The organism is Streptomyces sp. NPDC058195 (assembly GCF_042883525.1).
Lineage (GTDB): Bacteria > Actinomycetota > Actinomycetes > Streptomycetales > Streptomycetaceae > Streptomyces.
Map to the genome: position 1 here is coordinate 41545 of NZ_JBHVVM010000012.1, position 12591 is coordinate 54135.

General features: G+C 70.8%; 10 protein-coding genes. 2 read left to right on the plus strand and 8 right to left on the minus strand.

Translation table 11 applies throughout. The annotated features are described in order from the left end of the window. Positions 1-38: 38 nt before the first annotated feature. Both ACFVWY_RS16965 and ACFVWY_RS16970 read left to right on the plus strand, forming a co-directional pair. Positions 39-1622, plus strand: a complete 1584-nt coding sequence (locus ACFVWY_RS16965; protein ID WP_389872555.1) for an acyl-CoA carboxylase subunit beta — start codon at positions 39-41, stop codon at positions 1620-1622. A gap of 76 nt (positions 1623-1698) precedes the next feature. Beyond that, the gene (locus ACFVWY_RS16970; protein WP_389872558.1) at positions 1699-1902 is read left to right on the plus strand and encodes an acyl-CoA carboxylase subunit epsilon; all 204 of its coding nucleotides are present in this window, start codon (positions 1699-1701) and stop codon (positions 1900-1902) included. Positions 1903-1980: 78 nt separating this feature from the next. Here ACFVWY_RS16970 and ACFVWY_RS16975 read toward each other — a convergent pair whose 3' ends face one another. The 8 genes from ACFVWY_RS16975 to ACFVWY_RS17010 all read right to left on the minus strand — a co-directional run bounded on the left by ACFVWY_RS16975 (position 1981) and on the right by ACFVWY_RS17010 (position 12547). Continuing rightward, positions 1981-2562 carry an ATP/GTP-binding protein gene (locus ACFVWY_RS16975; protein ID WP_014048542.1) on the minus strand — a complete coding sequence of 194 codons (582 nt, stop codon included), beginning with the start codon at positions 2560-2562 and terminating at the stop codon, positions 1981-1983. Then, entirely contained in the window at positions 2543-3154 is a 612-nt protein-coding gene (locus ACFVWY_RS16980) for a DUF742 domain-containing protein (protein ID WP_389872561.1), read from the minus strand. The genes ACFVWY_RS16975 and ACFVWY_RS16980 overlap by 20 nt, the downstream gene beginning before the upstream one ends. A gap of 89 nt (positions 3155-3243) precedes the next feature. After that, on the minus strand, positions 3244-3657 hold the full coding sequence (locus ACFVWY_RS16985; RefSeq protein ID WP_376688985.1) for a roadblock/LC7 domain-containing protein: 414 nt from the start codon (positions 3655-3657) through the stop codon (positions 3244-3246). A 10-nt stretch (positions 3658-3667) separates the two neighbouring features. After that, complete coding sequence (locus ACFVWY_RS16990) at positions 3668-6946, minus strand: nitrate- and nitrite sensing domain-containing protein (protein WP_389872562.1); 3279 nt, start codon at positions 6944-6946, stop codon at positions 3668-3670. 347 nt (positions 6947-7293) lie between these two features. Beyond that, positions 7294-7875 (minus strand): ATP/GTP-binding protein, encoded by a 582-nt coding sequence (locus tag ACFVWY_RS16995; RefSeq protein ID WP_376688983.1) that lies wholly within the window; start codon positions 7873-7875, stop codon positions 7294-7296. After that, positions 7856-8263 (minus strand): DUF742 domain-containing protein, encoded by a 408-nt coding sequence (locus ACFVWY_RS17000; protein WP_352276250.1) that lies wholly within the window; start codon positions 8261-8263, stop codon positions 7856-7858. The genes ACFVWY_RS16995 and ACFVWY_RS17000 overlap by 20 nt, the downstream gene beginning before the upstream one ends. A gap of 132 nt (positions 8264-8395) precedes the next feature. After that, positions 8396-8809: a roadblock/LC7 domain-containing protein gene (locus ACFVWY_RS17005; protein ID WP_259934900.1), complete on the minus strand. Its 414-nt coding sequence runs from the start codon at positions 8807-8809 to the stop codon at positions 8396-8398. Between the two features lie 9 nt (positions 8810-8818). Then, positions 8819-12547: a nitrate- and nitrite sensing domain-containing protein gene (locus ACFVWY_RS17010; RefSeq protein WP_389872566.1), complete on the minus strand. Its 3729-nt coding sequence runs from the start codon at positions 12545-12547 to the stop codon at positions 8819-8821. Between the last annotated feature and the right edge of the window lie 44 nt (positions 12548-12591).

Below are 12591 nucleotides of genomic sequence, written 5' to 3' on the forward strand. Positions count from 1 at the left end.
CGGCAGGGTTTACTTGCCCGGGTTCGTAGGGTCGGTACATGACCGTTGTGGACGAGACTCCGGGCGAACCGAGCGACACCCGTGGCCGTGTGGCCGAACTGCTGGCACTGCGTGAGCAGGCCCGGCGCGGACCGAGTGACCGGGCGACCGAGGCGCAGCACGCCAAGGGCAAGCTGACCGCGCGCGAGCGCATCGCGCTGCTCCTGGACGAGGGTTCGTTCAGGGAGGTCGAGCAGTTGCGTCGGCACCGGGCGACCGGGTTCGGCCTGGAGGCGAAGAAGCCGTACACGGACGGTGTGATCACCGGCTGGGGCACGGTCGAGGGCCGTACGGTCTTCGTGTACGCGCACGACTTCCGGATCTTCGGGGGCGCGCTGGGCGAGGCCCACGCCACGAAGATCCACAAGATCATGGACATGGCCATCGCGGCGGGCGCGCCGCTGGTCTCACTGAACGACGGCGCCGGGGCCCGTATCCAGGAGGGCGTCTCGGCGCTGGCCGGGTACGGCGGGATCTTCCAGCGGAACACGAAGGCCTCGGGCGTGATCCCGCAGATCAGCGTGATGCTCGGCCCGTGCGCGGGCGGCGCCGCCTACAGCCCGGCGCTGACGGACTTCGTGTTCATGGTCCGCGAGACCTCGCAGATGTTCATCACCGGCCCGGACGTCGTGAAGGCGGTCACCGGCGAGGAGATCACCCAGAACGGGCTCGGCGGCGCCGACGTCCACGCCGAGACCTCGGGCGTCGCGCACTTCGCGTACGACGACGAGGAGACCTGCATCGCCGAGGTCCGGTACCTCCTGTCGATGCTCCCGCAGAACAACCGCGAGAACCCGCCGGTGGTCCCCTCCGAGGACCCGGCGGACCGGCGCGGCGATGTCCTGCTGGACCTGGTCCCGGCCGACGGCAACCGCCCGTACGACATGCACAAGGTCATCGAGGAGCTCGTCGACGACGGCGACTACCTGGAAGTCCACGAGCGCTGGGCCCGCAACATCGTCTGCGCCCTGGCCCGTCTCGACGGCCAGGTCGTCGGCATCGTCGCCAACCAGCCGCAGTCGCTGGCGGGTGTGCTGGACATCGAGGCCTCCGAGAAGGCGGCCCGCTTCGTCCAGATGTGTGACGCGTTCAACATCCCCATCATCACTCTTTTGGACGTACCCGGCTTTCTGCCCGGCGTCGACCAGGAGCACGGTGGAATCATTCGGCACGGTGCGAAGCTCCTCTACGCGTACTGCAACGCCACGGTGCCGAGGATCTCGCTGATCCTGCGCAAGGCCTACGGCGGTGCGTACATCGTCATGGACAGCCAGTCCATCGGTGCCGACCTGACCTACGCCTGGCCCACCAACGAGATCGCGGTGATGGGCGCCGAGGGCGCCGCCAACGTCATCTTCCGTCGGCAGATCGCCGACGCCGAGGACCCGGAAGCCATGCGCAAGCGCATGGTCAAGGAGTACAAGGCGGAACTCATGCATCCGTACTACGCGGCGGAACGCGGCCTGGTCGACGACGTCATCGACCCCGCCGAGACCCGCGAGGTGCTGATCGCCTCGCTCGCCATGCTGCGTACCAAGCACGCCGACCTGCCGTCCCGCAAGCACGGCAACCCCCCGCAGTAGGCCGCAGGGCCGCGCGGCACCGCCGCCGGCCCGCCCCGCGACCGCCTGCCCTGCCGAGAAGACGGAGAGACCACCTATGAGCACTGCCGCCGAGTCCGTGCTGCGCGTCGAGAAGGGGCTTGCCGAGCCCGAGGAGCTGGCCGCGATAACCGCGGTCCTGCTCGCCCGCGCCGCGTCCCGCCCCGCCGCTCCCCCCGCCCACCACGGCCGCAGCACCGCCGTGTGGCGGCGCCTGGAGCGCACCCCGGGCTTCCGCGCCCCGCACTCCTGGCAGCACTGACACGAGCGCGCGCACCGCATGCGGAAGGCCCCGCACTCCCTCGGGAGTGCGGGGCCTTCCGCATGCGCGGTGTCCCCGCTAGCGGAGCCGCGCCATGAGCGCGTGCTCGACGAGCGTGATCAGCGCGCTCTTGGCGTCCGCGCGGTGACGGGCGTCCGTCGTCAGGATCGGCGTGTCCGGGCCGATCTGGAGGGCCTCGCGGACTTCGTCGGGGGTGTAGGGCTGGTGTCCGTCGAAGCCGTTGAGGGCGATGACGAAGGGGAGTCCGCTGTTCTCGAAGTAGTCGACGGCGGGGAAGCAGTCGGCGAGGCGGCGGGTGTCGACGAGGACGACGGCGCCGATGGCGCCGCGGACCAGGTCGTCCCACATGAACCAGAAGCGGTCCTGACCGGGCGTACCGAAGAGGTACAGGATCAGGTCCTGGTCCAGGGTGATACGGCCGAAGTCCATCGCCACCGTGGTGGTCGTCTTGTCCCCGGTGTGCGTCAGGTCGTCGATGCCCGCGGACGCGGACGTCATCACGGCTTCGGTACGCAGCGGATTGATCTCCGAGACGGCACCGACGAACGTGGTCTTACCCACGCCGAAGCCCCCTGCCACCACGATCTTCGCCGAGGTAGTGGAGCGGGCTGCTCCGCCGCTAGAGCTTGCGAAGTCCACTGAGCACCCTTTCGAGCAGTGTCACATCTGGCTGGCCGCCGGCGGACTCGTCGCCGCCGGGCTGATGGATAGCGACGAGTCCGGCCTCGGCCAGGTCGGCCACGAGGATCCGGGCAACGCCGAGGGGTATCGAGAGCAGTGCCGAAATCTCGGCGACCGACTTGATCTCGAAGCACAGCCGGCAGATCCGCTGGTGCTCGGGCAACTGCCCGTGCAGCCGGGACGGATCGGCCGTGGTACTGACCAACGCCTCAATGGCGAGTTGGTAGCGCGGGCGCGTCCGGCCGCCGGTCATGGCGTACGGACGAACCAGCGGGTTGTGCGCGGAGGGCTCGGGGCTCTGCCGCGGCTGCACCGGCTGGATGCGGGGCGCCCGGGGCGAGTCGTAGCGGTGCGGACGCTGCGGGTGCCACCCGGTGTCCTCCTGGGCGCCCCGCGGCTGCGGCGGCTGCTGCGGCTGCCGGTAGGGCGGGAAAGGAGGCTGGGCACCCTGTCTGCTGGGGGATGAGGGGAAGTTGAACCGGTTGTCCCCGTGCTCACCCGATACCTGGCGGCCACCGTCGTGCTGGTGCCCGTTGCGGGGTGTGTCCACGATTCCTCCTCCGACTGCCGGTCCCGATCCCAGTGGGTCCGCGCCACCGCACCTTATGGCCCAGTGGCGCGAAACGCACTGTCTGTCTATTAGTTAAGAAGACTTCCCTGGAGCTCGGCCCGGAGATCCGGGGTCAGGACGCTGCCCGCCCGGTCGACGAGAAGTGCCATTTCGTACCCGACCAGACCGATATCGGCGTCGGGGTGGGCGAGAACGGCCAGTGAGGAACCGTCCGAGATGGACATCAGGAAGAGGAATCCGCGTTCCATCTCCACGACCGTCTGGCTGACGGCCCCGCCCTCGAAGATCCGGGAGGCGCCCGCGGTCAGCGAGGTCAGCCCGGAGGCGACGGCGGCCAGCTGGTCGGCGCGGTCACGGGGGAATCCTTCGGACATGGCCAGCAGGAGTCCGTCGGCGGAGACCACCACCGTGTGGGACACCCCGGGGGTGTTGTCCACGAAGTTGGTGATCAACCAGTTCAGATTCTGCGCCGCCTGGCTCATCGGGCTCACACTAACGCTCCTGGTCGTAGGTATTACTGTCGTCCGAACCCGCGCTGCGTCCCCGGAGCACGCCCCGCCGCAGGTTGCTCAACCTGCCGCGGATGTCCTCGGGGGCGCGGGAAACCTGAGGGCCGTCCTGAACGGCCTGCTCCGCCGTGCCCTCGACCAGGTTGGCCTTGGGCACCCGTCGGGGAAGACCGGACGGGGTGATCCCGCCCGCCTTCGGCTCCCGCAGCTTCTCGGCCCGCTCCCAGCGCTCGTCGTTGGCCGAGTGCCAGTCGTCGGAGGAGCCGTTTCCGTCCTGCTGCGCGGGCTGCTGCGGCAACTCCTGCTGCTGCGGCTGCTGCGCTGCGGCGGGCCGGTGGTTGCCGCGGCCGGTGGGCTGCCAGTGCTGCTGACCACCCCGGCGCGGCAGACCGGCTTCGGTGAGCTCGTGGCCTGAGTTGGGCGTGGGCCCCGAATGGTCGAAGCCTACGCGTTCCGGCGACTCGGCGGGGGCAGACGGGAGGGTTGATTCCGCTTCCTCCGGAGCCGGCGGCGCGTACGCCTCCCGGTAGTCGCCCTGATCCGGCCACTCGCCCTGCTGGGGCCCGGGAGCGAACGGCCCGTCGTACCCGGGCCGCGGGAGCTCACCGGCCGGCTGACCGGACTCCGCATGTCCGGCGGCCGGTTCAGCGGCGTACGGAGCGTAGCCGCCCTCGTACGCGGCCTGCTGCCCGTAGTGCTGCTGGCCCTGCTGTCCGTACGGCTCCTGGCCGTGCTGCCCGTACGGGTCCTGGCCCTGCTGTCCGTACGGGTCCTGGCCCTGCTGTCCGTACGGGTCCTGGCCGTCGTAGCGTTCCTGGCCGTACGGCTCCTGCCCCGGCTGCTGACCGTATCCGGCCCCGGCGTACGGGCCCTGCGCGTACGGCTGATGCCCCTCGGCGGCATACGGCTGCTGGCCGAACTGCTGGTGCTCGCCGGAGGCCTGCGCCCCCAGCGCCGCCCGGCGCTCCTCGCGCATCAGCGAACGGCCCACGGGGTCCAGCGCGGCCCCCGTCGGCGGCTGCTCGTAACGGGAGTCGTCGAAGCCGAGCTCCGCCGCGGTGCGCTGGTGCGCCTGGGGCTGCTGCTCCAGGCCCTGCTGCTCCGGAATGATCGAGGAGACGGTGAAGTCGCCGGCCCCGGCGTCCGGTTCGCCGCCACCGCCGTGCGTGATCGCGTCCGGCAGCATGACCAGTGAGGTGGTCCCGGCCTGCTCGCCCGAGGGGCGCATCTGGACCCGGATGCCGTGCCGGTCGGAGAGGCGGCCGACCACGAACAGGCCCATCCGCTGCGAGACCGAGGCGTCCACGGTCGGCGGGTTGGCCAGCCGGTGATTGATGTCGGCGAAGTCCTCGGGGGTGAGACCGATGCCCTTGTCGTGGATCTCGATCATCATGCGGCCGTCGGGCAGCCGGGTCGCGGTGACCCGCACCTTGGTCTGCGGCGAGGAGAACGTGGTCGCGTTCTCCAGCAGCTCGGCCAGCAGGTGCACCAGGTCGGTGACGGCCTGCCCGTGGATCTCGGTCTCCGGTACGCCCGACAGCTCGACGCGCTCGTAGGACTCCACCTCGGAGGCGGCGGCGCGGAGCACGTCGACCAGCGGCACCGGCTGGTTCCAGCGGCGGCCGGGCTCCTCGCCCGCGAGGACCAGAAGGTTCTCGCCGTTGCGGCGCATGCGGGTGGCCAGGTGGTCGAGCCGGAAGAGGTTCTCCAGCTGGTCCGGGTCGGCCTCGTTGTTCTCCAGGTCGGTGATGAGGGTCAGCTGACCCTCGATCAGGGACTGGTTGCGGCGCGACAGGTTGGTGAAGATCGCGTTGACGTTGCCCCGGAGCATGGCCTGCTCGGCTGCGAGCCGGACCGCCTCCCGGTGCACCTGGTCGAAGGCGCGGGCGACCTCGCCGATCTCGTCCCGGCTGTGGATCGGGATGGGCTGCACCCGGGTGTCGACCCGGCCCGGCTCGGCCCGGGAGAGCTGGTCGACCAGCATCGGCAGCCGCTGCTCGGCGATCCCGAAGGCGGCCGTACGCAGCTGGCGCATCGACCGGCTCATCTGCCGGGCCATGAGACCGGCCAGGACGAAGGCGGCCAGCAGGGCGACGATCACCACGGCGGCGTTGACGATGGCGTCGGTCCGGGCGCGGGAGGAGATGTCCGCGGCCTCGTTCACCGCCTTGTCGACCAGCTCGTTCTCGACCGTGGTGTAGCCGTCGAACTTGGCGGTGGCGGCGGCCATCCAGGTCTCCGGCGTGATGCCCTTCGCGGCCAGCTTCCCGGGCGACTTGCCCTGGGAGATCTGCTCGGCCATGCCGTCGAAGACCGAGCCGTCGATGCTGGGCGGGGTCACGAACGGCACCCCGGTGGCGTCGGCCTGTTCCTTGGCCTTCTTCAGCTTCTCGTTGCCCTCGTCGGCCTTGGCGGCCATGACCTGCTTCAGTCGGGCCGCGTCCGCGTCCGTCCCACCGGAGTTGAACTCGCCGAGCGCGATCACTTCCAGGTAGTTGTACGAACCGAAGGCCTTGACCTGGGCGTCGAACGTGGCGCGCTGCTGGCTCGGCCGGACCAGCAGATGCATGCCGATGGAGCGCTGAAGCGATTCTGCGGCCTTGGCGAGCTCCAGCGCGTAGACCGTACGGCCGTAGCTGGTGATGTTGCCCGTGCCCAGCCCCAGCTCATTGCTGAAGTCCATCAGAGAGTGCTGGACCTTGACGTAGCCCTCCTCCGTCTTCACCGGGTCCAGGCCCTCGGCGAAAGCGGACTTGCGGAGCCCGGGGAGGGTCGGCTCCTCCAGCCTGAAGAGCCGGAGACGGCGCTCCAGGCCCTTCTTCTTCGGCATGTCCTTGACGGCCTCGTTGAACTTGCCCGCCGCGTTGTCCGTCGTGGTCTGGACCTCCGCGACGACGGCGGCGTCGCGCTTGTTCGACAGCAGCGGCTGGGCGGAGAGGTCGCGCTCGTTGAGGAGCGCCTGGCCGTACTCGGCGGCGGCACGCACGACCAGCGCGGTCTTCGCGGCGTCCTCGGCCTCGCTCCAGGTGTCGATCGATCCCTTCACCTGGAAACCGCCCATGACCAGGCCGACCAGGACGGGGATCAGGAGGATCGCGTTCAGCCGGGTGGGCACCCGCCAGTTGCGCGGAGACAGCTTGCTGGAACCGCCGACGGGCACCTTGGCGTCCGACGCATCGGCGGACGACGCCGCGGCGCGCGACGGAGGCGTGAAACTGCCCCGCTCCCGCTGCGCCGTGGAGCCCGCGTTGCTTCGCCTCACTCGACCAACAACCTCTCGGCGTCGGCACCTCAGCTGTGCCGTATTTCGTTCAGGGCCGTACTACTCGGAAGTCCGTCGAATTCCAGCATGGGGACCGGTCGCGTTCCAAACAGTCGGAACCTGCCATTCCGAGTGGCGCAGACCTCAGATAAAACGGGCATAAGGAACGAGCCCCGCCAAAAGACGGGGCTCGGGTGTGCGCTGTGACACCAGACGGATGCGTCGGGTGTCGGTCGCGGGTCAATTCTCTGTCGAAACGTTATGAATACGGGGGCGGAGCGTGTCAAACGACACAGTCCACCCCCGCCCGACTACGGCAACTACCGTACGGCAATACCGACTTGTGCCTACTTGAGCCGCGCCATGAGCGCGTGCTCGACGAGCGTGATCAGACCGCTCTTGGCGTCCGCGCGGTGACGGGCGTCCGTCGTGATGATCGGGGTGTCCGGGCCGATCTGGAGGGCCTCGCGGACTTCGTCGGGGGTGTAGGGCTGGTGTCCGTCGAAGCCGTTGAGGGCGATGACGAAGGGGAGTCCGCTGTTCTCGAAGTAGTCGACGGCGGGGAAGCAGTCGGCGAGGCGGCGGGTGTCGACGAGGACGACGGCGCCGATGGCGCCGCGGACCAGGTCGTCCCACATGAACCAGAAGCGGTCCTGACCGGGCGTACCGAAGAGGTACAGGATCAGGTCCTGGTCCAGGGTGATGCGACCGAAGTCCATGGCGACGGTCGTCGTCGTCTTGCCACCCGTGTGCGTCAGGTCGTCGATGCCCGCGGACGCGGACGTCATCACGGCCTCGGTACGCAACGGGTTGATCTCCGAGACGGCACCGACGAACGTGGTCTTGCCCACGCCGAAGCCCCCGGCCACCACGATCTTCGCCGAGGTGGTGGCCCGGGTCGCGCCGCCACTAGAGCTTGCGAAGTCCACTGAGCACCCTTTCGAGCAGTGTCACATCCGGCGCGCCGCCGGCCTCTCCATTGCCCGGCTGGTGGATGGCCACCATGCCGGCTTCCGCCAGGTCCGCGACGAGAATCCGGGCCACACCGAGCGGCATCGACAGCAGCGCCGAGACCTCGGCCACCGACTTGACCTCACGGCAGAGGTGGCAGATCCGCTGGTGCTCAGGGAGCAGCGTCGCCATGTGCGCGGGGTCGGCGGTGGTGGAGACCAGTGCCTCTATGGCGAGCTGGTAGCGCGGCCGGGTCCGGCCGCCGGTCATGGCGTACGGGCGGACCAGCGGCTGGTCGCCTTCACCGTCGTACGACGCGTGATGCAGTGCGCCGTACGGATCGGGTGAGGCGGGTGGCGGGGTCATGAATCCTCCGGGCGTGACAGCAATGCGTCGGCGTGCCGTCTGATGGGGCCGGCAGGGGCTCCAGGTGGTCTGACGGACGAGGGTTGAGGGCGTTTCCTGGGGCAATCGAGTCTGTCATCGATCCACGGACGCCTAGTGAAGCAGGCTGCCTTGGAGTTCGGCACGGAGGTCGGGGGTGAGGACGCTGCCCGCGCGGTCGACCAGCAGGGCCATCTCATACCCGACCAGACCTATGTCGGCGTCGGGGTGGGCGAGAACGGCCAGTGAGGAGCCGTCCGAGATGGACATCAGGAAGAGGAATCCGCGTTCCATCTCCACGACCGTCTGGCTGACGGCGCCGCCCTCGAAGATCCGGGAGGCGCCCGCGGTCAGCGAGGTCAGCCCGGAGGCGACGGCGGCCAGCTGGTCGGCGCGGTCACGGGGGAATCCTTCGGACATGGCCAGCAGGAGTCCGTCGGCGGAGACCACCACGGTGTGGGACACCCCGGGGGTGTTGTCCACGAAGTTGGTGATCAACCAGTTCAGATTCTGCGCGGCCTGACTCATCGGGCTCAACTAACGCTCCTGCTGGTGAGTGGGGCCGAGTGGGAAACTGCCGGTCGACTGGCCGTTGGCCTGCCGCCCCTGCTGAATGCCCCGGCGGAGATTGGTCAGCCGCCCGCGCACATCGTCGGGGGCGCGTGACACCTGCGGACCGGACTGGTGGTTCTGCTGCTGAGCGGTTCCCGGCACCAGATTGGCGCGGGGCACTCGACGCGGCAGTCCGGAAGTGGTGACTCCGCCTGCCGCGGGCTTCTTGACCCGCTCCGCCTGCCGCACGAGTTCGTCGTTCGGCGAGGGGCGCCAGGAACTTGCGGGGGTGCCTCCCGTGTCGCCGCCACCGGCCGGGGCCGCGGGAGCCGGGGACTCCGGGGCCTGACGACGGGGGAGGGACGAGTCCGGCGCCTGCGGCTGGGCGGGCTGCTGGGCACTGTGCTGCTGCTGGGCGCTCTGCTGCGGGCCGTGGAACCAGTTGGTCTCCAGGGTGTCGTACAGCGGCGTACGGCCGTCCCCGGGCCCGGCGGCGGGCAGCGCCTCGGGCTGCGGCTGCGGCGGCAGCACCGGGCGGTACTGACCGTCACCGGCGGGCGGGCGCGGCGTGCCGAAGCCGTCACCCGGGCCCTGCTGGACCGGGGCCGGGAAGCCCTGGTCCTGGGCCCGGACCGGCTGCGGCTGCCCGAAGTCCGGGCGGGCGAACTGCGCGGTGCCCGCCGGGTCCTGGGCCGGGAAGTCCTGCGGGGCGTGGGCCTGCGGGGCCGGGGCGGAGAAGTCCGGGCGGGCGAACTCGGCGGTGGAGCCGGGGCCCTGCTGCTCGTCCAGCGGCATCCGCGGGGCGAACTGCGGGTTCACCGGGCGCTCGAACTGGCCGGTGGAATCGGGCTCTTCGTGACCGCGCGGGGCGTCCAGGGGAGTGCGCCGCGCCGGGTCGTCGGCACCCCAGCTGGTGGTCTGCGGACGCTGCGGTACGGGGTATCCGCCCGTCGCCGGGCCCTGGGAGGGGGCACCGGGCAGCTCGGCACGCGGACCGCCGACGGGAGGCAGCTGGCGCTCGGGTCCGCCCTGGCCGGGCTGCTGGAAACCGCCCGGACCGGCCGGGTTGTGCCGGTCCTGCTGCGGCGGCGACTGCCAGGCTGCGTTGTCGTGCTGCCGGTCCTGGGCCTGGCGCTTCTCACTGAACAGGTCGGGTCGGCCGCCCGGCTCCTGGTGGCCCGGACCGTCGCCCTGGCCACGGGCACCGAGCCGGGCTCCGTTGCCGAAGGCGCCGGCGAGGCCGCCGCCGTGACGCTGCGGCTCCGGACGGGAGGCGTCCTGCGGGCCGGTCCCGGCGGGCGGGAACCCGGCGTTCTGCTGGCCCTGCGGCGGGCGCGGACCGGAGTCGCGGGAAGGCAGCGCGGCACGCGGCGCGGAACCCGGGCCGACCTGGCCGCGTGCGCCGCCGCCCTGGCCCGGGGCCAGACGTCCTGCCGGGCCCGCCGGGGCGGCGCCGAGACCGGGGCGTGAGCCGCCCGCGGCACCCGTCTGGCCGCCGGCGAGCGGACCGCCCGGGGCGCCGGCCTGCTGACCGGGGGAGGGCTTGGGCGCGGGCTGCTTGCCGCCGTGGGCGAGGTCGACGGGCAGCATGACCAGCGCGGTCGTACCGCCGGAGTCGGAGGGCCGCAGCTGGATCCGGATGCCGTGACGCAGCGAAAGCCGGCCGACCACGAACAGACCCATGCGGCGGGAGACCGAGACGTCCACGGTGGGCGGCGAGGCGAGCCGCTCGTTGATCGCGGCCAGGTCCTCCGGGGAGAGGCCGATGCCGGTGTCGTGGATCTCGACCAGCACCCGCCCGTCGGGCAGCGCGTGACCGGTGACCCGCACCTTGGTCTGCGGGGAGGAGAACGACGTGGCGTTCTCCAGCAGCTCGGCGAGCAGGTGGACGAGGTCGTTGACGACGCGGCCGGCGACCTCGGTGGCGGGTACCGCGGCCAGCTCGATCCGCTCGTACTGCTCCACCTCGGAGGCGGCGGCACGGAGCACGTCGACCAGCGGGACGGGGCGGGTCCACCGGCGGCCCGGCTCCTCGCCCGCGAGGACGAGGAGGTTCTCGCCGTTACGGCGCATACGGGTCGCGAGGTGGTCGAGCTTGAAGAGCGAGGACAGCTGGTCCGGGTCGGCCTCGCGCGACTCCAGCTCGGAGATGAGCGAGAGCTGGCGCTGGATGAGGCCCTGGCTGCGGCGCGAGAGGTTGGTGAACATCGCGTTGACGTTGCCCCGGAGGAGGGCCTGCTCGGCGGCGAGGCGGACGGCCTCGCGGTGCACGTCGTCGAAGGCCGCGGCCACCTGGCCGATCTCGTCCCGGGAGTGCACGCCGACCGACTCGACCGAGGTGTCCACGTCCTGCGGGTCGGCCTCGGAGAGCTGCTTGACGAGTTCGGGCAGCCGGTCCTGGGCGACCCGGGTGGCGGTGTCCTGGAGGCGGCGCAGCGAACGGATCATCGACCGGGCGACGACGAAGGCGCCGACCAGCGAGACACCGAGCACGAGCAGGATGAGCGCACCGCTGATGATCGCTTCGCGCTTCGACTCGCCGCGGAGCTCGCGGGCCTTGCCCTCCATGTCGCTGAGGAGGGTCTCCTCGATGGTCGTCATCGCCCCGATCTTGGTGGAGCTCTGGTCGTACCAGTCGAGGTAGGAGCGCCGCGTGGTGCCTGCCATGCCCGTGGGGCTGTCCAGCACCTTCTTCGCGTAGGTGGAGGCGGCCTTGATCTCCGGGTTGCCCTCGTCGAGCGTGGCGGTCAGCTCGTCGGCGTTGTTGCCGGTGGCGGCGTACACGGACTTGAAGGAGCGCAGTGCCGACTGCTCCTCCTCCAGCGCCAGCTTGCCGAACTGCTTCTCGTTCGAGTCCAGGTGCGGCTTCTTGTCGTCGTTGCCGCCGGGCAGGGCCGCGGCGATGACGGCCCGCTGGATCGAGGCGTACTCCTTGGCGGAGGAGAAGGCGGCCAGCGCACGGGTCCGCTTGATCATCTCCGAGTTGCTGGTCGCCTGCGCCATGTCCTGGGAGAGGCTCAGCAGCGAGGTGATCAGCTGGCTGTACTGGTCGACGGTCAGGAAGCTCGGGGCGCCGTTCGCGTACGCCTCCTTGCGGATGCCGCGGATGCCGGCCAGCTGGCCCGCGATCTGCGAGGTGCTCGCGGCGATGCCTTCGAGGGCCTCGTCGCCGGAGGGGTCGCCGATCTCGTTGGTGGCGTCGAGGAAGGCCGTCTTCGCCCGGTCGGTCTTCCTGCGCGGATCGGCGACCTTGAAGTCGTCGGGCTTCGCGCCGTTGGCCAGCGGACCGGCGGAGTTGTCGCGCTCCTCCTGGAGCGCCTGCGCCAGGAAGGTCGCCTGCTTCGTCAGCTTGGTCAGCAGCTGCATGTGGTCCAGCTGCTGCATGTCGTTCATCGACTCGTTGATCCGCAGACCGCCGAGCGCGGTCGCGGCGACCACGGGAAGGGCGAGCAGGGAGACCAGCCGGGTGCTGATGCGCCAGTTGCGCAGAGCGACGCGCGAGCCGGTGCTGACGGGGTCCTGGGCCTGCGGCGAGGAGACCGCGGCGGTGTCGTCGGCGCCTTCCGAGGCGGGGCGCTGAGCGCGGTCACCGCCATCGGCGGCCGTGGCCGCCCCGGGGTTCTGGGCGTGCGGGGCCGAGGGACCGCGGTCGGTCCCGCCGCGCGGCTCCTGCTCGGCCGCAGCGCTGCCATCCCTCTTGAAACGTCCCTGCACTAGCGTCGCAACCTCTGGACCAGGCGTTCCGCCCGCGCGAGGCG

Bases quoted from the DNA above. Each gene is read 5' to 3' on its own strand.
- ACFVWY_RS16985 (WP_376688985.1), bottom strand. From the start codon at position 3,657: ATGAGCCAGGCGGCGCAGAATCTGAACTGGTTGATCACCAACTTCGTG.
- ACFVWY_RS17005 (WP_259934900.1), bottom strand. From the start codon at position 8,809: ATGAGTCAGGCCGCGCAGAATCTGAACTGGTTGATCACCAACTTCGTG.
- ACFVWY_RS16970 (WP_389872558.1), top strand. From the start codon at position 1,699: ATGAGCACTGCCGCCGAGTCCGTGCTGCGCGTCGAGAAGGGGCTTGCC.
- ACFVWY_RS17000 (WP_352276250.1), bottom strand. From the start codon at position 8,263: ATGACCCCGCCACCCGCCTCACCCGATCCGTACGGCGCACTGCATCAC.
- ACFVWY_RS16965 (WP_389872555.1), top strand. From the start codon at position 39: ATGACCGTTGTGGACGAGACTCCGGGCGAACCGAGCGACACCCGTGGC.